At 62.2% G+C, this 19786-nt stretch carries 18 protein-coding genes; 15 read left to right on the top strand and 3 right to left on the bottom strand.

Features of this window, described 5'->3' with window-relative positions:
• Nucleotides 1-43 precede the first annotated feature (43 nt).
• Nucleotides 44-739: a uracil-DNA glycosylase gene (gene ung, locus L1P05_RS13090; RefSeq protein WP_012849561.1), complete on the bottom strand. Its 696-nt coding sequence runs from the start codon at nucleotides 737-739 to the stop codon at nucleotides 44-46.
• Between the two features lie 409 nt (nucleotides 740-1148).
• On the opposite strand from ung, the gene grcA reads away from it, so the two are divergent.
• The gene (gene grcA, locus L1P05_RS13085) at nucleotides 1149-1532 is read left to right on the top strand and encodes an autonomous glycyl radical cofactor GrcA (RefSeq protein WP_012849559.1); all 384 of its coding nucleotides are present in this window, start codon (nucleotides 1149-1151) and stop codon (nucleotides 1530-1532) included.
• A 102-nt stretch (nucleotides 1533-1634) separates the two neighbouring features.
• Here grcA and srmB read toward each other — a convergent pair whose 3' ends face one another.
• Nucleotides 1635-2981, bottom strand: coding sequence for an ATP-dependent RNA helicase SrmB (gene srmB / locus L1P05_RS13080; RefSeq protein ID WP_012849558.1), 1347 nt, complete (start codon nucleotides 2979-2981; stop codon nucleotides 1635-1637).
• Between the two features lie 226 nt (nucleotides 2982-3207).
• On the opposite strand from srmB, the gene L1P05_RS13075 reads away from it, so the two are divergent.
• The 13 genes from L1P05_RS13075 (at nucleotide 3208) to acpS (ending at nucleotide 15435) form a co-directional block, all read left to right on the top strand.
• On the top strand, nucleotides 3208-3951 hold the full coding sequence (locus L1P05_RS13075; RefSeq protein WP_012849557.1) for a tRNA1(Val) (adenine(37)-N6)-methyltransferase: 744 nt from the start codon (nucleotides 3208-3210) through the stop codon (nucleotides 3949-3951).
• A 240-nt stretch (nucleotides 3952-4191) separates the two neighbouring features.
• Nucleotides 4192-5559 carry a branched-chain amino acid transport system II carrier protein gene (brnQ, locus tag L1P05_RS13070; RefSeq protein ID WP_012849556.1) on the top strand — a complete coding sequence of 456 codons (1368 nt, stop codon included), beginning with the start codon at nucleotides 4192-4194 and terminating at the stop codon, nucleotides 5557-5559.
• Between the two features lie 440 nt (nucleotides 5560-5999).
• A complete protein-coding gene (gene rpoE, locus L1P05_RS13065; RefSeq protein WP_012849555.1) occupies nucleotides 6000-6575 on the top strand; it encodes an RNA polymerase sigma factor RpoE in 576 nt (191 codons plus the stop codon).
• Nucleotides 6576-6604: 29 nt separating this feature from the next.
• Nucleotides 6605-7243, top strand: coding sequence for an anti-sigma-E factor RseA (gene rseA / locus L1P05_RS13060; RefSeq protein WP_012849554.1), 639 nt, complete (start codon nucleotides 6605-6607; stop codon nucleotides 7241-7243).
• On the top strand, nucleotides 7243-8196 hold the full coding sequence (gene rseB / locus L1P05_RS13055; RefSeq protein WP_012849553.1) for a sigma-E factor regulatory protein RseB: 954 nt from the start codon (nucleotides 7243-7245) through the stop codon (nucleotides 8194-8196). The genes rseA and rseB overlap by 1 nt, the downstream gene beginning before the upstream one ends.
• Before the next feature lie 7 nt (nucleotides 8197-8203).
• The gene (gene rseC / locus L1P05_RS13050; protein WP_012849552.1) at nucleotides 8204-8680 is read left to right on the top strand and encodes a SoxR-reducing system protein RseC; all 477 of its coding nucleotides are present in this window, start codon (nucleotides 8204-8206) and stop codon (nucleotides 8678-8680) included.
• Between the two features lie 139 nt (nucleotides 8681-8819).
• Complete coding sequence (gene lepA / locus L1P05_RS13045; protein WP_012849551.1) at nucleotides 8820-10613, top strand: translation elongation factor 4; 1794 nt, start codon at nucleotides 8820-8822, stop codon at nucleotides 10611-10613.
• A 73-nt stretch (nucleotides 10614-10686) separates the two neighbouring features.
• A complete protein-coding gene (gene lepB, locus L1P05_RS13040; RefSeq protein ID WP_012849550.1) occupies nucleotides 10687-11661 on the top strand; it encodes a signal peptidase I in 975 nt (324 codons plus the stop codon).
• A gap of 177 nt (nucleotides 11662-11838) precedes the next feature.
• Nucleotides 11839-12519 carry a ribonuclease III gene (gene rnc / locus L1P05_RS13035; protein WP_012849549.1) on the top strand — a complete coding sequence of 227 codons (681 nt, stop codon included), beginning with the start codon at nucleotides 11839-11841 and terminating at the stop codon, nucleotides 12517-12519.
• Nucleotides 12516-13421, top strand: coding sequence for a GTPase Era (gene era / locus L1P05_RS13030; protein WP_012849548.1), 906 nt, complete (start codon nucleotides 12516-12518; stop codon nucleotides 13419-13421). The genes rnc and era overlap by 4 nt, the downstream gene beginning before the upstream one ends.
• A gap of 8 nt (nucleotides 13422-13429) precedes the next feature.
• A complete protein-coding gene (gene recO / locus L1P05_RS13025; protein ID WP_012849547.1) occupies nucleotides 13430-14158 on the top strand; it encodes a DNA repair protein RecO in 729 nt (242 codons plus the stop codon).
• Between the two features lie 165 nt (nucleotides 14159-14323).
• The gene (pdxJ, locus tag L1P05_RS13020; RefSeq protein WP_012849546.1) at nucleotides 14324-15055 is read left to right on the top strand and encodes a pyridoxine 5'-phosphate synthase; all 732 of its coding nucleotides are present in this window, start codon (nucleotides 14324-14326) and stop codon (nucleotides 15053-15055) included.
• Nucleotides 15055-15435 carry a holo-ACP synthase gene (gene acpS / locus L1P05_RS13015; protein ID WP_012849545.1) on the top strand — a complete coding sequence of 127 codons (381 nt, stop codon included), beginning with the start codon at nucleotides 15055-15057 and terminating at the stop codon, nucleotides 15433-15435. The genes pdxJ and acpS overlap by 1 nt, the downstream gene beginning before the upstream one ends.
• A gap of 173 nt (nucleotides 15436-15608) precedes the next feature.
• Here the strand turns inward: acpS and barA are convergent, their stop codons facing one another.
• The gene (barA, locus tag L1P05_RS13010; RefSeq protein ID WP_012849544.1) at nucleotides 15609-18368 is read right to left on the bottom strand and encodes a two-component sensor histidine kinase BarA; all 2760 of its coding nucleotides are present in this window, start codon (nucleotides 18366-18368) and stop codon (nucleotides 15609-15611) included.
• A gap of 83 nt (nucleotides 18369-18451) precedes the next feature.
• Between barA and rlmD the strand changes: the two genes are divergently transcribed.
• Nucleotides 18452-19768: a 23S rRNA (uracil(1939)-C(5))-methyltransferase RlmD gene (gene rlmD, locus L1P05_RS13005; protein ID WP_034167977.1), complete on the top strand. Its 1317-nt coding sequence runs from the start codon at nucleotides 18452-18454 to the stop codon at nucleotides 19766-19768.
• Nucleotides 19769-19786: the final 18 nt, after the last annotated feature.

Genomic DNA, 19786 nt, shown 5'->3' with positions numbered 1-19786 from the left:
CGGCCCAGAATAGGCGTAGAAACCAGCCCGCGGGCTGGTTTTTTTATGCCTGCGCGTCATCCTGCGGCAGGCGCGGCTGCCAGTCGATGGGCGCGATTCCCTGCTCCTGCAGCAGCTGGTTGGTCATGGAGAAGTGCCTGCAGCCCAAAAAGCCGCGGTGAGCCGACAGCGGGGAGGGGTGCGGTGCCTTCAGCACGCGGTGGCGCTGGGTATCGATGATGCGCCCCTTCTTCTGGGCATGGGCGCCCCACAGCAGAAAGACAATGCCGCTGCGCTGGCTGTTCAGCGCCTCAACCACCCGATCGGTAAACTGCTCCCAACCTAGCTGGGCATGGGAGTGCGCTTGGCCGCGCTCGACGGTCAGTACGGTGTTGAGCAGCAGCACCCCCTGATCGGCCCAGCTTTTCAGATAGCCATGGCTGGGGATCTCAAAGCCGGGAATGTCGCTCTTCAGCTCTTTGTACATATTCTGCAGGGAGGGCGGGGTCGGCACCCCGGGCAGTACCGAAAAGGAGAGGCCGTGCGCCTGATTCGGGCCGTGATAGGGATCCTGTCCCAGGATCACCACCTTCACGTCGTTGAACTCGGTAAAGCGGAACGCGTTGAACACATCCTGCTGTGGAGGATAAATGGTCTTACCATTACTGCGCTCTGTGGCAACAAAGGTCAGTGTGTCGCGGAAATAGGGCTGATCTTTCTCGGCACCGATTACGTCATGCCAGGTGAGTGACGTGGTCATCTGCACTTCCTTTGTCTTTATTTGTTGATTCTCATGTGGTTGCAGCGCCGATATGCGCCGGGTTTCCGGTGCGTCGCGGCGGTGGACTGCGCTAAGGGTAGCTTACCCTGTCCCCGGTAGCAGGGGAACCATCCCACCGCGCATTTCACGCCGCCCCCGCGCGTGGCCTGAGAAAAATCGCCCTTTCTTGTTCTTCAGCTATTTTTGTCAAAATTGATGTAAAACATAAATTTGCTGTTGTGGTAAAAATGCCATGCCAAATAAAATTGATTTAGATCAAAGAATACGGGGTGTTTAACTGGTATATAACACATCAAGACAACATTGGTTTTACCAAATGGCCCGCCGACGGGGCTGGCACCATGACCGAATTGGCCGATTTTTGCTCTATCTCAATTGGAGGCAACAAATGATTAAAGGTATTCAGATCACCAAGGCTGACAACGCTGACCTGCTGAACTCTTTCTGGCTGCTGGACACAGAGAAAGGCGCCGCGCGCTGCCTGTGCGCCAAGGGCGGCTACGCTGAAGATCAGATGGTATCGCTGGACGAGCTGGGCGCATTCGAATCCCGTGACGTGGAGCTGGACGTCGCGCCGAGCGTGCGCGTGGAAGGCGGTCAGCACCTGAACGTTAACGTGCTGCGTCGTGAGACGCTGGAAGACGCCGTGAAGCATCCGGAAAAGTACCCGCAGCTGACCATCCGTGTGTCCGGCTACGCGGTGCGCTTTAACTCCCTGACCCCGGAGCAGCAGCGCGACGTGATCACCCGTACCTTCACCCAGAGCCTGTAAGGGGCGGCGGCGCGAGCCGCACGGTGACGTCAATCAAATAAAAAGGAGCCGAAAGGCTCCTTTTTTTATCGTCCGCCTCGCGCGGGCGGCGGTGTGCGGGGCTTATTCGCCGCTATCCTCAGTGCCTGCGCTGGCGGGAGTGCTCTGAGCGTTGGACTGACGGCGTTTACCGACGTTTTTACTGTCGCGGTGGCGCACTTTGGTCTTGACCTTTTTCTTCTGCTCGTCGGCTTTTTTCTGCGCTCGCTTGGCCTGTACCTTCTTCGACGGCTTACCCTTGTTCTTCAGGCTCGGCGCCTTGGTCTCCGGACGCAGCTCATCGACGACGCGTGACTTCAGCGGCTCTTGCACATAGCGGCTCACCTTGCCGAGCAGCAGCTGGTCGTGCGCCTCGATCAGGGAGATCGCGGTCCCCTTACGCCCGGCGCGGGCGGTACGCCCGATGCGGTGCAGGTAGACATCGGCGCTGCGCGGCATGTCAAAGTTGAACACGTGGCTGATATCCGGAATATCCAGGCCGCGGGCGGCGACGTCGGTGGCGACCAGCACGTTGACCCGGCCATCCAGCATGCGCTTAATGGCCTCGTTACGCTTGGCCTGCACCATTTCACCCTCAAGGAAGCAGGCCTGGATACCGGCCTGATGCAGCCAGGTGACCAGCTCATGCACGCGCTCACGCTTGCGCACAAAGATAACGGACTTGGTGACGTCCGGCTGGCGCAGCAGGCTACACAGCAGGGCGGTCTTGTGTTTCAGGCTATCGGCGCGATAGTACCACTGCTGGATCTTCTTACGCTCACGGCGCGGTGGCTCGGCGCTGACGTCAACGGGATCGTTGAGCAGGCGATCGGCAAAGTCGTGAACCGCGTCGGACTCCAGGGTGGCGGAGAACAGCAGGGTCTGCCGGCGCCAGCGGGTTTCGGCGGAGACGGTTTCGATGTCGCTGGCGAAGCCCATGTCCAGCATGCGGTCGGCTTCATCGAGGATCAGGGTCTCTACCGCCCGGCAGTCAAAGTTCTCTTCTTTGATGTACTGCAGCAGGCGCCCCGGCGTTGCAACCACCATATCCTGGTTGGTGTTAAAGATCTCGGCGTGGTTAATATAGGAAACGCCGCCGGTAATGGTGGTGATGTCCAGGCTGGTGTGACGCGCCAGCTCCCGGGCCTGATCGGCCACCTGCATGGCCAGTTCGCGGGTCGGCGTGAGGATCAGAACGCGCGGCGGGCCGGACTTCTTACGCGGGAAGTCGAGCAGGTGCTGCAGCGCGGGCAGCAGGAAGGCGGCGGTCTTGCCGGTTCCCGTCGGTGCGGAACCCAAAACGTCCCGTCCGTCCATGGCGGGCGGGATGGCGGCGATCTGGATGGCGGTCGGGCGCTCATAGCCTTTGTCGCGCAGGGCGTCGAGCAGGCGCTCGTCGAGTTCGAGTTCGGAAAAGTTGGTTGCTGTCATGGTCTACCTCTGCTTGGGGCGCAGATTATAGACGGGTTGGCGACGATCTTCACCCATTAAAGCGCGCGGCGCGCCTTTGCCATGACCGGTAACGCGGTCGCGGCGCCGTCGGCCGGGCCGTGCGGGCCTGTCGTTACCCCGCTGCGCTCGCGCCGACGGGCATTCCTTTTTTACGGCGGCGCAGGTATGTTATGCGCGTTACTCTCTCAGTTCCAAGGAGTCCGCTGTGCCGCACCCGCCCTCCGCCGCGCTGCCCCTGCCGCGCAACGGATTTACCCTCAAACGTTTCTTTGTCGCCCACGATCGCTGTGAAATGAAGGTCGGTACCGACAGTATTCTGCTCGGCGCCTGGCTGCCCCTGCGCGGCGATGAGCGACATATTCTGGATATCGGCAGCGGCAGCGGGGTGTTGGCGCTGATGATGGCGCAGCGCAGCGCGGCGCAGGTTGACGGTGTGGAGATCGAGCCCGGCGCGGCGACGCAGGGGCTGGAGAATTTTCTGGCTTCGCCTTGGCCGACGCGGCTGACCATGCATACGCGCTCTCTGCAGGCGTTTAGCGCCGAGTGCGGACGTCGCTATGATCTGCTCGTCAGCAATCCACCCTATTTTGCGCCGGGCGTGGCCTGTCGCACGGCGGCTCGGGCGACGGCGCGCTATACGGACTCGCTGGATCACGCGGCGCTGCTGCAACACGCCGCCGAGCTGAGCTGCGCAGACGGGCGTCTGGCGCTGGTGCTGCCCGTCGAGGCCGCCGAGTCGGTGGTCCGCGCGGGGACGGCGCACGGCTGGCACCTGCTGCGCCGGACATGGGTGCGCGATCGCGCCGATAAACCGGTGCGCCGGGCGCTGCTGTTGTTCGGACGCCTCCCTGCGAGCGTACAGTCGAATACACTGGATATTCGCGATGATTCCAGCGAATACTCCTGCATTTTTCGCAACCTGACGAAAGATTTCTACCTTTTCTTCTAGTGCTATTGCTTTAATCAGCACGATATTCCAATATTCCTCTTGGGGCAGGCGTATCCTGCCCATAATATCCCGGTTCGAGGGCAGGGGTATTTAAGGGATTCAGGGACAAATCCAATACATCGCACCCGCTTTATTGCCACATACCTGAGTTTACTTCTGGACAGACAGCGTTTTGATGCGATACCCCCCGTGCGTTTCTGCGGCGTAGACGGTGGGGTAAGAGAGATAAGAGGGCAGAATATGCAACAACGTTTATCGATGGCTGACACTCTGGGGCTGGGGTTAATGACCTTTGCCTTTTTTCTGGGCGCCGGCAACATTATTTTTCCGCCGCTGGAAGGCCAAATGGCCGGTGAGAATGTGCTGTATGCCATGGGCGGTTTCCTACTGACCGCTGTCGGCCTGCCGCTGGTTTCCATTATCGCCGTCGCCAGCGCCGGCGGCGGCCTGCCGGCGATGACCCGCGATTTACCGCGCGGCACCGGCACCTTTGCCGCCGTGCTGCTGTTTATCATCATCGGGCCGGCCTTTGCCGCACCGCGTACCGGCCTGGTAGCCTTTGAGATGGCGATCCGCCCGCTGCTGGGTAGCCAGAGCGACAGCGCGCTGCAGGTCGGCGGTGTGACCCTGGACGGGGCGCAGATGGCCGTGACAGCGCTGTTCTTTGTGGTGACGTTGGCACTGGCCTGGAGCCGCGGCAAGCTGATCGACAGCGTGGGCAAGCTGCTGACGCCGATGCTGTTTCTGCTGCTGGTGGTGCTGGCGCTCGGCGTGCTGCTGCGCCCGCAGGGCGAGATCGTCGCGCCGGTCGAGGCCTATCAAACCATGGCCTTCAGCAAGGGTTTTATCGGTGGCTATAACACCATGGATACTTTCGCAGCCCTGATGTTTGGCATGCTGCTGGTGGACGTGCTGCGCGGCAAGGGTGTCACGGCGCCGCGCGCCTGCTTCCGCTACCTGAGCATTGCCGGGGTGATCGCCGCGATCGGCCTGGCCTTTGTCTACGTTTCCCTGTTCTGGCTGGGGGCGACCTCGTCCAGCGTCGCGCCGGGCGCGAGCAACGGCGGGGTGGTGCTGGCGGCCTATGTGCAGGCGCTGTTCGGTCAGCCGGGGCAGTGGATCCTGTCGCTGGTGGTGCTGCTGGCCTGTTTGACCACGGCGGTGGGGCTGGTGAGCGCCTGCGCCGACTACTTCTCAACCCTGACGCCGCTGCGCTACCGTCAGTGGGTGGTGCTGCTGTGCGTGATCTGTGCGGTGGTGGCCAACGTGGGGCTGAGCCGTCTGATCGCTCTGTCTGTGCCGGTGCTGATGGCGCTCTATCCGCTGGCGATCGCGCTGGTGGTGCTGACCTTCATCCGCCGCTGGCTGCGTAATCCGCTGGTGGGCTATCGCCTGGTGATGCTGGTCGCCCTGCTGTGCAGCCTGATGGATGGCGCCCGCGCCGCCGGCGCCGAGAGCGGCTGGCTGGGCGAGCTGCTGGCGTGGCAGATGCGTACCATGCCGCTGGCCGCCGACGGTATGGCCTGGGTGCTGCCGTCTGCGCTGGCGCTGCTGGTAGCGCTGCTGCTGCCGGGAGCCCGCGACGCCGGTGCGCCGCAGGCTGCCTGAGTCAGGCCACCGTTTCTGAAGAATCGTCGGGCGCCCTTGGGGCGCCCGATTTTTTTTTGTCTCAAGGTCCCTCGCCAGGCAGGCTGCGGGCGGTTGGTCGCGCGGCAAGGCGCCGCGCCGGGGGAGGTAACCCGGTGTCTATACTCTGAATTTTGTCACCGCCGTGGTCAGGGTGCAGCCGAATCAGAAAAATCGTGTTAGGCTGTTGTGTCCGGTCATTCATCGCAAGGTGTATCGATTCTGCATCGGGTGACGGAATACCGCTAGGCGGAGGCCTGCGCCCCCGATGTGGGGCGGTCGATCGCGTGCCCGCAGGATAAAAATAACGGGCAGGGAACTTTTGGGCGCGTATGAACTCTAATTCAATGCTTGCTCAGTTTTTTTGACGACTGGCGATATATTTCATACGTGGAGACAGATTTGGGGAGACATTACCTCGGATGAGCGAGCAGTTAACGGATCAGGTATTGGTCGAACGCGTCCAGAAGGGGGACAAGAAGGCGTTTAACCTGCTGGTAGCGCGCTACCAGAATAAGGTCGCGAGCCTGGTGTCCCGCTATGTTCCGCCCGGCGATGTGCCGGATGTGGCGCAGGAGTCGTTCATCAAGGCCTATCGCGCGCTGGAGTCGTTCCGCGGTGACAGTGCGTTTTATACCTGGCTCTATCGTATTGCCGTGAATACGGCCAAAAATTATCTGGTTGCTCAGGGGCGCCGCCCACCGTCCAGCGACGTGGACGCGGTCGAGGCCGAAAACTTTGAAGGCGCCAGCGCGCTGAAAGAAATTTCGAACCCTGAGAACTTAATGTTGTCAGATGAGCTAAAGAAGATCGTTTTTCGCACCATTGAGTCATTGCCAGAGGATTTGCGCCTGGCGATTACGCTCAGGGAGCTAGATGGCCTCAGCTATGAAGAGATAGCGGCTATCATGGACTGTCCGGTCGGTACGGTACGCTCACGTATCTTCCGCGCCAGGGAAGCGATCGACAGTAAAGTTCAGCCGCTGATTCAGCGTTAGTCATGCGGACACAGCAAAGGGTATAAGGCATGCAGAAAGAAAAACTTTCGGCTCTAATGGATGGTGAATTGCTGGATAGCGAGCTGATCGGCTCACTGAGCAAGGAGCCTGAACTGCAGCAGACCTGGCAGCGTTACCACCTGATCCGCGACACCCTGCGCGGTGACGTGGGTGAGACGCTGCAGATCGACCTCACCGACCGTATCGCCGCCGCGCTGGAAGACGAGCCGGTGCGTCTGGTGCCCAACGCCATTCCAGAGTCTCAGCCACAGCCGTCCGCCTGGCAGCGCATGCCGTTTTGGAACCGGGTGCGTCCGTGGGTGGGGCAGATCTCCCAGATGGGGATCGCCGCCGGTGTTTCCCTGGCGGTGCTGCTGGGCGTCCAGCATTACAACAAGCCTCTTGAGGGCGTCTCCGAACCCGAGTCTCCGGTATTCAATACCCTGCCGCTGGGCGGACAGGCGTCGCCGGTGAGCTTTGGGGTGCCGAGCGAGGGCAACAACGCGCAGCAGCAGATCCAGCAGCAGCGCAAGCGCATCAATGCGATCCTGCAGGACTATGAGCTGCAGCGCCGTCTCCACGCTGAACAGCTGCAGACCGAGGATAGCAACGCGCAGGCGTCTATCCAGGTGCCCGGTACGCTGTCATTAGGAACTCAGCAGCAGTAATGAAGCACATTTGGTTTGCCCTTAGTCTGTTGACCGGCAGCCTGTTTATCTCCTCTTCCGCCCTGGCCCAGGATACTGCGCCGGGGCTGATGCTGCAGCAGATGAACAAGGCCAGCCAGTCACTCAATTACGAACTGGCGTTCATCAATATCACCAAGCAGGGCGTCGAGTCGCTGCGCTATCGTCATGCGCTGGAAAACCAGCAGGCCTTGGCGCAGCTGCTGCAGATGGATGGCCCGCGGCGCGAGGTGGTGCTGCGCGGCAATGAGGTCAGCTACTTTGAGCCGGGTCTGGAGCCCTTTACCCTGACCGGCGATCACATTGTCGACGCGCTGCCGTCGGTGATCTTTGCCGATATTAACCAACTGGCCCCCTACTACAACTTTATCTCCGTTGGACGCACCCGCGTCGCCGATCGCCCCTGTGAGGTGATCCGGGTGGTGTCGCGCGACGGTATGCGCTTTAGCTATATCGTCTGGATCGATGAGGACTCCAAGCTGCCGCTGCGAGTGGATCTGCTCGATCGCGACGGTGAGACGCTGGAGCAGTTCCGGGTCATCGCCTTTGACGTGGGACAGCAGGTGGCCAACGAGATGCGCAGCTTTAGCCGTCTGACCCTGCCGCCGCTGCTGCGCCTACCGCCGGCCGAGCACGTCAGCTTCAGCTGGCGTACCGCCTGGGTGCCCGACGGTTTCAAAGAGGTTTCCCGCAGTCGTCGAACCCTGCCTTCGCTGTCCGAACCGGTCGAGTCTCGCCTGTACAGCGACGGGCTGTTCAGCTTCTCCGTCAACGTCAGTCCGACGACCGGCGATAGCCGCGACGATCAGTTTTTGCGTCAGGGGCGGCGTACCATTCATACCGAAACCCGCAACAACGCCGAAATCAGCGTGGTGGGAGAGCTGCCGCCGATGACCGCCAAGCGCATCGCCGCGTCCATTCGTTTCAGCCGGTAATGCCGCGATGATGCGAGAGTGGGCAACGGTGATCAGCTGGCGGCAAGGGGAGGCTCTGCTGCAGTGCGAAGCGCACGCCGGGTGCAGCGGCTGTCGAGCCCGTCAGGGGTGCGGCAGCGCGGCGCTGGCCGAACTGGGGCCGCAGACTCGTCATCAGCTGCGGCTGGCCGTCAGCCAGCCGCTGCAGCCGGGGCAGCGGGTCGAAATCGGTCTGCAGGAGGCCAGCGTGCTGCGCTCTGCGCTGCTGGTCTATATTACGCCGTTGGTCGGGCTGCTGGGCGGCGGCGGCGCCGGTCAGCTGTGGCTGGGGTCGGATGGCGCCAGCGCGCTCTGCGCCCTGGCCGGCGGCGTCCTCGGTTTTACCCTGGCACGCCGTTGGGCGCGCCGTATGGCGCAGGGCGAGGCCTATCAACCGGTGCTGCTGCAGGTGGCGCTGCCGTCCTCCCAGCTGCGTAGCATAACGAATCCACCCAATCGCGAGTGAAGCGCTAGGTTTTGGCCGATGGGCTGTGTAAAATGCAGCGATTCGGCGCCCGGCGCCACTTAACCCAAATCATCGCTTTGAGCCCGTCCGCGTGTCCTTAGGCGAGTAATTCAGAAATCATCAGGCATATATATTAATAATGAAGAACATACGCAATTTCTCCATTATCGCGCACATTGACCACGGTAAGTCGACGCTGTCTGACCGTATCATTCAGCTCTGCGGCGGTCTGTCCGACCGTGAGATGGAGGCCCAGGTTCTGGACTCCATGGATCTGGAGCGCGAACGCGGTATCACCATCAAGGCGCAGAGCGTCACGCTCGACTATAAGGCGCAGAATGGGCAGGTGTATCAGCTCAACTTTATCGACACGCCGGGACACGTGGATTTCTCTTATGAGGTTTCCCGCTCGCTGGCCGCCTGTGAAGGGGCGCTGCTGGTGGTCGACGCCGGGCAGGGGGTTGAAGCCCAGACCCTGGCCAACTGCTATACCGCCATTGAGATGGATCTGGAGGTGGTGCCGGTGCTGAACAAGATCGACCTGCCCGCCGCCGATCCGGATCGCGTGTCGCAGGAGATCGAAGACATCGTCGGCATCGATGCCACCGATGCGGTGCGCTGCTCGGCCAAGACCGGCGTTGGCGTCGGCGATGTGCTGGAGCGCCTGGTGCGCGATATTCCGGCGCCGGAGGGTGACCCAGAGGCACCGCTGCAGGCGCTGATCATCGACTCCTGGTTCGATAACTACCTGGGCGTGGTGTCGCTGATCCGGATTAAGAACGGGACGCTGCGTAAGGGCGATAAGGTCAAGGTGATGACCACCGGGCAGACCTATAACGCCGATCGTCTGGGGATCTTTACCCCGAAACAGGTCGATCGCGACGTGCTGAACTGCGGCGAGGTCGGCTGGCTGGTCTGCGCCATCAAGGATATCCACGGCGCCCCGGTGGGCGATACCCTGACCCTGGCCCGCAATCCGGCGACCGTTGCCCTGCCGGGCTTTAAGAAGGTGAAGCCGCAGGTTTACGCCGGGCTGTTTCCGGTCAGCTCCGACGACTACGATGCTTTCCGTGATGCGCTGGGCAAGCTGAGCCTGAACGACGCCTCGCTGTTCTATGAACCGGAAACCTCGACGGCGCTGGGCTTCGGCTTCCGCTGCGGCTTCCTGGGTCTGCTGCACATGGAGATCATCCAGGAGCGCCTGGAGCGTGAGTACGATCTGGATCTGATCACGACCGCCCCGACGGTGGTGTATGAGGTGGAGACCACCCGTAACGAGGTGATCTATGTAGACAGCCCCTCCAAGCTGCCGGCGGTGAACAATATTGAGGAGCTGCGCGAGCCGATCGCCGAGTGCCACATGCTGCTGCCGCAGGAGTTCTTGGGTAACGTCATTACGCTCTGTATCGAGAAGCGCGGCGTGCAGACCAACATGGTCTACCACGGCAATCAGGTGGCGCTGACCTATGAGATCCCGATGGCCGAGGTGGTGTTGGACTTCTTTGACCGCCTGAAGTCCACCTCGCGTGGCTATGCGTCGCTGGATTACGGCTTCAAGCGCTTCCAGGCCTCGGATATGGTGCGGGTCGACGTGATGGTCAACAGCGAGCGCGTCGATGCGCTGGCGCTGATCACCCACCGCGCTAACGCCAACGTGCGTGGGCGTGAGCTGGTCGAGAAGATGAAAGAGCTGATCCCGCGTCAGCAGTTCGACATCGCCATTCAGGCGGCGATCGGTAACCAGATCATCGCCCGAGCCACGGTGAAGCAGCTGCGTAAGAACGTACTGGCCAAGTGCTATGGCGGCGACGTCAGCCGTAAGAAGAAGCTGCTGCAGAAGCAGAAAGAGGGTAAGAAACGCATGAAGCAGATCGGCAACGTCGAGCTGCCGCAGGAAGCGTTCCTGGCCATTCTGCACGTCGGCAAAGACTGATCGTTAGCCCGGCGGGCGCGGTGAATACCGCGCCCGCTGCGTTTATAAGCATTGATTTTAAGGAGTGATGGACATGGCAAATATGTTTGCCTTGATCCTGGTTATCGCCACGCTGGTAACCGGTATCGTGTGGTGTATCGACCGTTTCAAACTGGCGCCGGCGCGGCGCGCTCGTCTGGCGCAGATTAACAGCCAGACCGAGCAGGGGCTGGATACGCAGAGCGCCCGCCAGGCCGTCAAGGCGCCGGGCTGGATCGAGTCCTGCGTATCGGTGTTCCCGGTGCTGGCCTTGGTATTGGTGATCCGTTCCTTTATCTACGAACCGTTCCAGATTCCCTCCGGTTCGATGATGCCGACGCTGCTGATCGGCGACTTCATTCTGGTGGAGAAGTTTGCCTACGGGCTGAAGGATCCGGTGACCCAGACCACCCTGATCCCGACCGGGCACCCCAAGCGCGGCGATATCGTGGTGTTCAAGTATCCGCTCGATCCGCGTCTGGACTATATTAAGCGCGCTATCGGTCTGCCGGGTGACAAGGTGGTGTACGACCCCTACAGCAAGGAGTTGACGGTGTATCCGTCCTGCCAGCAAGGCGAGCAGTGCGATCGGTTGCTGCCTATCACCTACAGTCCGTCGCGCCCGAGCGAGTGGGTGCAGACCTTTAATCAGATGAGCGCCGATGAGCCGAGCAGCGGTTTCTATCAGTATCCCATCGATCAGAGCGTGCCGAACGGCTACCGCATGTATCAGCGTCAGGAGACGCTGGGGACGGTGAGCCACAGCATCCTGACCGTGCCGCAGGCGCAGGATATGGTCTCCCGCTACTACCAGCAGCCGGGGCAGCCCCAGGGCACCTGGATCGTTCCGCCGGGCCACTACTTTATGATGGGGGATAACCGCGACAACAGCGCCGATAGCCGTTACTGGGGCTTCGTGCCGGAGAAAAATCTGGTGGGTAAAGCCACGGCGATCTGGATGAGCTTTAAGAAACAGGAAGGCCAGTGGCCAACCGGCGTTCGACTGGTGCGGATCGGTGGAATTCATTAAATAACCCCCGTAATTACGCAGCAATCTCCCGTCAGTCGTTGTAGAATATTCCCGTGACACGTTTGGCCCCCCGCGCGGGGGCCACTGCAAACGAAACAGCTTTGGATTGGCTTATGGCAAGGCAGGCCTGTTCCGTATGCTGCGGTTTTTGACGCATTCTGAATTTATTGGTATCTCATGAACCCCATCGTAATAAACCGGCTTCAGCGTAAGCTGGGCTACACTTTTAGACAGCAGGATCTGCTGATGCAGGCGCTGACCCATCGCAGCGCCAGCAGTAAACATAATGAACGGCTTGAGTTTTTGGGCGACTCGATCCTGAGCTTTGTGATCGCCAATGCGCTCTATCACCGCTTCCCGCGGGTGGATGAAGGCGATATGAGCCGGATGCGCGCCACGCTGGTGCGCGGTAACACCCTGGCCGAAATGGCGCGCGAGTTCGATCTGGGTGAGTGCCTGCGCCTGGGGCCGGGCGAGCTGAAGAGCGGGGGCTTCCGCCGTGAGTCGATCCTGGCGGATACCGTAGAGGCGCTGATCGGCGGCATTTTCCTCGACAGCGATATTCAGACCATCGAGCGTCTGATCCTTGACTGGTATCACTCCCGTCTGGAGGAGATAAGCCCGGGCGACAAGCAGAAGGATCCCAAGACGCGCTTGCAGGAGTTTCTGCAGGGGCGCCACCTGCCGCTGCCCTCCTATCTGGTGGTGCAGGTGCGCGGTGAGGCGCACGACCAAGAGTTTACCATTCACTGCCAGGTCAGCGGGCTGTCCGCGCCGGTAGTCGGCGTCGGCTCCAGCCGGCGCAAGGCCGAGCAGGCCGCCGCCGAGCAGGCGTTAAAACAGTTGGAGCTTGAATGAGCGAAGAAAAAACCTACTGCGGCTTTATTGCCATCGTTGGCCGTCCCAATGTCGGTAAGTCAACGCTGCTGAACCAGTTGCTGGGGCAAAAAATCTCCATCACCTCGCGTAAGCCGCAGACCACCCGTCACCGCATTATGGGTATTCATACGGAAGGCCCGTACCAGGCTATCTATGTCGATACCCCGGGGCTGCACATTGAGGAGAAACGGGCGATTAACCGCCTGATGAACCGTGCGGCCAGCAGCTCCATCGGCGATGTCGAGCTGGTGATCTTTGTGGTGGAAGGCACCCACTGGACGCCGGATGACGAGATGGTGCTCAACAAGCTGCGCGATCTGAAGTGCCCGGTGATCCTGGCGATCAACAAGGTAGACAACGTGGTCGATAAGACCGCGCTGCTGCCGCACATTCAGTTCCTGAGCCAGCAGATGAACTTTTTGGACGTGGTGCCGATCTCGGCGGAGAAGGGCACCAACGTGGACGCGATCGCCCGCATCGTGCGCCAGCGCCTGCCGCAGGCGGAGCACCATTTCCCTGAAGAGTACATCACCGATCGCTCCCAGCGCTTTATGGCCTCTGAGATCATCCGTGAAAAACTGATGCGTTTCCTCGGTGAGGAGCTGCCCTACTCGGTCACCGTGGAGATCGAACGCTTTGCGCCGAACGAGCGCGGCGGCTATGACATCCACGGTTTGATCCTGGTCGAGCGCGATGGCCAGAAGAAGATGGTCATCGGCAACAAAGGCAGCAAGATCAAAACCATTGGTATCGAAGCGCGCCAAGACATGGAGGCGATGTTTGACGCCAAGGTGCATCTTGAGCTGTGGGTTAAGGTGAAATCCGGCTGGGCGGACGACGAACGTGCGCTGCGTAGCCTGGGTTACGTCGACGATCTGTAAACCGCACGATGGACGGCTGGCAACGCGCCTTCGTGCTGCACGCACGGCCCTACAGTGAAACCAGCCTGATGCTGGACACGTTCACCGAAGGGCATGGCCGGGTGCGCCTGCTGGCCAAGGGGGCGCGCAGCCGCCGCTCTTTGCTGAAGGGGGCGCTGCAGCCCTTTACACCGCTGCTGATCCGCTGGGGCGGACGGGGCGAGGTAAAGACCCTGCGCAGCGCCGAGGCCGTCTCTTTGGCGCTGCCGCTCAGCGGCATCACCCTTTACAGCGGCCTGTACGTCAACGAGCTGCTGGCGCGGGTGCTGGAGCAGGAGACCTGCTACAGCGCGCTGTTCTTCGATTACCTGCACTGCATTCAACATCTGGCCGCCCACGCGGGCTCACCGGAGCCGGCGCTGCGCCGCTTTGAGCTGGCGCTGCTGACTCAGCTGGGCTATGGCGTCGACTTTCTGCACTGTGCGGGCTCCGGCGAGCCGGTAGCCGATACGATGACCTACCGCTACCGTGAAGAGAAGGGCTTTATCGCCAGTCTGGTGGTGGATCAGTTGAGCTTCACCGGACGCGATCTGAAGGCGCTGGCCAGCCGCGAATTCCCCGACGGCGCCACCCTGCGCGCCGCCAAGCGTTTTACCCGCATGGCGTTAAAGCCCTACCTGGGCGGTAAGCCGCTGAAAAGCCGTGAGCTGTTCCGCCAGTTCTCCCCGCGTCGTCCGGCCTCGCCGGGTCTCTCCTGACGCCGACTGTCCCCCTGTTTTCCCCGCCGCTGTCCTGCGCGCGGTGACGCGCCCGGCGTTACACTGCATCAGGCCAGCCCGGCGGCGCTTGTCAGCCGCCCGTTGGCGGGTAATATGATGTCTGATAACCGGGTTATCCCGACCGATCATCCTTGAGGAGCTGTCATGGCCGATATTCTGCTGGGCGTTAACATCGATCACATTGCGACCCTGCGCAACGCGCGCGGGACTCAGTATCCCGATCCGGTACAGGCGGCCTTTGTCGCCGAGCAGGCCGGGGCGGACGGCATCACCGTACACCTGCGCGAGGATCGGCGGCATATCACCGATCGCGATGTGCGGCTGCTGCGCCAGACCATCCAGACCCGGATGAATCTGGAGATGGCCGTAACGGATGAGATGGTGGCGATCGCCTGTGAGCTGCGGCCGCACTTTTGCTGCCTGGTGCCGGAAAAGCGCCAGGAGGTCACTACCGAAGGGGGGCTGGACGTAGCCGGTCAGCGCGACAAGATCGCGGCGGCGGTGGCGCGTCTGAGCGCCGCCGGTATCCAGGTGTCGCTGTTTATCGATCCCGATGAACGCCAGATCGAGGCCGCGGTGGCCGTCGGTGCGCCCTACATTGAGATCCACACCGGCGCCTATGCCGATGCGCCCAGTGCGCTGGCGCAGGCGGCAGAGCTGGAGCGGATTGCCGCAGCGGCGCGCTTTGCGCACGCGCGTGGCCTGAAGGTCAACGCCGGGCACGGCCTGACCTACCACAATGTGCAGGCGGTCGCCGCTCTGCCGCAGATGCATGAGCTGAACATCGGCCACAGCATCATTGGCCGCGCGGCCCTCGACGGGCTGAATTTGGCGGTGCGCGACATGAAGCAGCTGCTGCTGGACGCGCGTCGCTAATGGCTATTGTGGGGCTGGGTACCGATATCGTCGAGATCGCCCGCATTGCGGCGGTGGTTGAGCGCAGCGGCGATCAGCTGGCGCGGCGCGTGCTGGCGCCGGCGGAGTGGCAGCAGTATCTGACGCATGCCCAGCGGGTGCGCTATCTGGCCAAGCGCTTCGCTGTCAAAGAGGCGGCGGCCAAGGCGTTGGGGACCGGTATCCGCCACGGCTTGGCCTTTGCCCAGTTTGAGGTAGCCAACGATGCGCTGGGCAAGCCGCGACTGATCCTACACGGGCGCGCGGCCGAGCTGGCCGCCGAGCTCGGGATCGCCTCGCTGCACGTGTCGCTGGCCGATGAACGGCGCTATGCCTGCGCGACGGTGATCGCGGAGGGGTGATTCCCGCGGCGCCGGGCGACGGCGGCGGAGAATAGACGGTGGGCCGCGGCTCGCCGTTTTTTTGTCTCTTGCCCCTCATGCGATCCACGGCCCGGCGGTGCCTGGCGCCTCCGTGGCGATGCGGACAGCCTTATCGGCGCAGAGGCCATCTCCCCGGCGATGCCGGGGGATCTTTACTGTTCGTCGCCCGGCGCCGGCGTGAGGTAGCCCTGCGCGGCGCGGGTCACGTTGTCCAGTTCATCCAGCAGCTCCAGCCACTCCGGCTCCAGATCGCTGGCCGGGGTACCGTGGCGCAGCTGCTGCTCCAGATAGTGGCACAGCCTGCGCAGGCGCGGCACCCCGCTGTAGCTGCTGCTGCCGTGCAGCTTGTGGATCAGGCTGCACAGGTCGCCGTCCTGTTCGCCCGCCAGCTGGCGGGTGATTCGCTCGCGGACCTGGGGTAGGAATTCGATCAGCATCTGCAGCATGTCGCGCGCCAGATCCGCTTTATTGGCCGCCTGGCGCAGCGCCAGCCCCCAGTCGAGGGAGACGTCGGCGCTATCCGGCTCTGCCGGGGCGGGGGCGCTGGTCGGTGCGCTGGGACGCTCGCCGCTGTAGCGGTTGAGCAGCTGGCGCAGCATGTTTTCGTCGATCGGCTTAGCCAGATAGTCATCCATGCCGGCGCGCAGTAAACGCTCACGCTCGCCGTTAATCGCATGGGCGGTGACGGCGATGATCGGCGTGGTGGCGTGGCGCGGCTGTTGGCGCAGCAGCTCCGTGGTGCGGATGCCATCCATCTCCGGCATCTGAATGTCCATCAGAATGATATCCAGATGGCGTTCGCGCGCCGCCGCCAGCGCCTCTTCACCGCTGTGGCACAGCAGGGTGTGCTGCACCAGTTCGCCGAGCAGGGCGCCGATGAGTTTTAGGTTGGCCGGGTTATCGTCTACCGCCATCACCGTCAGCGGCAGACGGGCGCCGTGCGGAGAGATCACCTGCGGTGCCCGCAGCGGCAGGGCGTTATCCATCAGCGCGGGCAGCAGTCGACTGCTGGCGAGCGGTTTGAACAGGCAGCTGCGGATGCCGCGGGCCTTCAGGGTATCGCTGTCGTGCAGCGTGTGGCTGGGCAGCGCCAGGATCACCCGGTCGGCCAGGCGCAGCGCCAGGCTCAGCTTCTCCTGCATCGACTCCGTCGTGAGAGAGGTCTTGACCGGCAGACCGAACAGCAGGATATCGTAGTGGCTGTCCGGGATCACCTGGGCGAACTGCGGGCAGTAGGTGACCTGCAGCGGGGTGACCTTCAGCATATCGAGGGTGCACTGCGCCGCCACTGGATTGCTTTCGATGTACAGCAGGGTTTGGCCCTGCAGCCGCTCCAGCGGCAGGCTGGAGGGGGGCGCGTTATGGTTGAGCTCCAGGCGGATATGGAACCAGAAGGTCGACCCTTTGTGGGGCTGACTGTGGAAGGCGATGTCGCCGCCCATTTCGTTGATCAGCTTCTGGGTGATCACCAGTCCTAGGCCGGTGCCGCCGTGGCGGCGGGTGATGCTGGCATCCGCCTGGCGGAAGGCCTGAAACAGCTGGGACTGCTGACGCTCGGAGATACCGATGCCGGTGTCGTGCACCTGCACCTCCAGCTCCACGGCCTGGGCGGTCTGGCTACGCAGCTCGATGCGGATGTCGATGTTGCCCTTTTCGGTAAATTTAATCGCGTTGCCCAACAGGTTAGTCAGCACTTGCTGCAGGCGCATCGGATCCCCCAGCACGTGCTCCGGAACGTCGTTGCGTACGTTGAGCGTCAGCTCCAGCCCCTTGTCATGGGCGCTGGGCGCCAGCAGGGTCGCCACCTCGTCAATGGTTTCACGCAGCATGAACGGGATGTGCTCCAGCACCAGCTTACCGGCCTCCAGCTTGGAGAAGTCCAGTACGTCGTTGATGATGGTCAGCAGGTTGTTGGCCGATCGTTCAATGGTGTGCAGGTAGTCTATCTGGGTGGCGCTCAGCGGCGTTTTCATGACCTGGCGGGTGAAGCCGATCACGCCGTTGAGCGGGGTTCGCAGCTCGTGGGACATGTTGGCCAAGAACTCGGACTTGATGCGCGCCGCCTCCTGGGCGCGCTTCTTGGCCAGATCCAGCTCGACGTTCTGGATCTCCATCTGCTCCAGGGTTTCACGCAGATCGGAGGTGGCCTGATCGATGTTCTGCTGCATCTCCTCATGGTAGGCGGTCAGCGACATGGCCATCGAGTTGATGCCGTTTTTCAGCATATCCAGCTCGCCCAGCATGTGGCCTTCCACGCGGCTATCGAGCTGGCCGCGGCGGATGCGATCGACGGTGTTGACCATGTTGCGGATGGGGCCGGTGACGTCGCGCATCAGACGGTAGGAGAACAGCAGCGCAATGCACATGCTGATCAGCAGCAGCAGCGTGGCGACAAAGACCTCTTTATACTGCTGCAGGCGCACCGAGCGCAGATCCAGCTCAATGGCGATATAGCCCAGCGGCGCGCTGACGGCGCTTTTATCTTCCGCCAGGCGGTTTTCGGCGATGATCGGGGTACGCAGGATCAGCGCGTCGCCGCGTTTGCTCAGCATCAGATCGGTCGGCGGCGGGCTGCCGTCCGGCAGCTGCAGCATGGCGTAGTTATGGTGATAGTTCGAGGTAACGAACAGATTATTCTGGCTGTCAAAGACCGCGATGGCGCGCACAATGTCCGAGTGACGCCGATGCAGCAGGCCGATCAGTTGGCGCACCGCCTCGCGGCTGCGGAAGGTCATGCCATATTCGCTGGCGACGGCCAGCGGCTCGATGATGCTGGCGCCGGCGTCGACCAGCTGATCCTGCAGTTCATTGTAGCGGTGCACGACGAAGAAGGTGCTGAGCAGCAGCCCGATCAGCAGCGTCGGGGCCAGAGTCAGGATCATCATGCGCGCCCGCAGGCTGTATTTGGTCATGGCGTTCCGATGTGGGAGAATTGGCGGCAAACTATTATTGGGGTAAGCCCCGGCTTAACCCACCGCACAGATAAGCAATCGACATGGCTCAATTTTACACACCGGGGCGCCGTACCGCGACCCGGAAAAACCTGATTGTGACCGCAACCGATCTGGACGCCTTTGGCCAGGGGGTGGCGCGCGATAAGGGCAAGACGCTGTTTATCAGCGGACTGCTGCCCGGCGAAGAGGCCGAGGTCATCCTGATCGAAGAGAAGCGCCAGTTTGCCCGCGGGCGGGTTACGCGTTTAATCAGCCACAGCCCGCAGCGGGTGGCGCCGCGCTGCCCCCACGCCGGCGTCTGCGGCGGCTGTCAGCAGCAGCATGCGGCGATCGCCCTGCAGCAGCAGAGCAAGTCGCAGGCGCTGCAGCGCCTGATGGCCCGTGAGACCGGGGTGGAGATTGCGCCGCAGGTCATCGCCGGAGAGCCCTATGGCTACCGGCGGCGCGCTCGCTTTGGGCTACAGTTTAACGCGAAGACGCAGCGGGTGGTGCTGGGGTTCCGTCAGGCGGCCTCTAACGATCTGGTGGCCCTGAAGGCCTGTCCGGTGCTGGCGCCCGCGCTGGAGGCGCTGCTGCTGCCGCTGGGCGAGTGTCTGTCGGCGCTGCGCGCGCGTCGCCGTCTGGGACACCTGGAGCTGGCGCTGGCCGACAATGGGCCGCTGATGGTGCTGCGCCATCTGGATCCGCTCGCGCTGTCGGATCGGGAGGCCCTGAGCGCCTTTGCCCGCCAGCGCGGGCTCTCGCTTTACCTGAGCGACGGCGGCGCGCCGCAGCGCCTGCTCGGCGAGGCGCCCTATTACCAGATTGACGGGATCCGCCTGGATTTTAATCCGCAGGACTTTATCCAGGTGAACGCCGCGGTAAATGCGCAGATGGTCGAGCAGGCCTTGGCCTGGCTGGACGTCAGGGCCGATGAGCGCGTGCTGGATCTGTTCTGCGGCATGGGTAACTTTACCCTGCCGTTGGCGCGCCGCGCCCAGCGGGTGGTGGGGGTCGAAGGGGTTCCCGAGCTGGTGGCGACGGCGCAGAATAATGCACGTAACAACGGGCTGAGTAATGTAGAATTCTTCCATCAGAATTTGGAGGAGGACGTGACGCGTCAGGCCTGGGCGGCTCAGGGATTTGACAAGATTTTGCTCGATCCGGCGCGCGCCGGCGCCCCCGGGGTGATGCAGCATATCGTTTGCCTGGCGCCGCGTCGGGTAGTCTATGTCTCTTGTAACCCGACCACGCTGGCCCGGGACAGTAAGACGTTGCTGCAGGGCGGCTATCGGTTGACGCGTTTATGTATGCTGGACATGTTTCCCCACACGGGGCATTTGGAGTCGATGGCGCTGTTTGAATCGGCGGCGCAATAGGCATTTGATAGGCAGTAG

This window comes from Edwardsiella piscicida (assembly GCF_021733145.1).
In the GTDB taxonomy this organism is placed as follows: domain Bacteria; phylum Pseudomonadota; class Gammaproteobacteria; order Enterobacterales; family Enterobacteriaceae; genus Edwardsiella; species Edwardsiella piscicida.
This window is presented reverse-complemented; position numbering and strand designations above follow the sequence as displayed.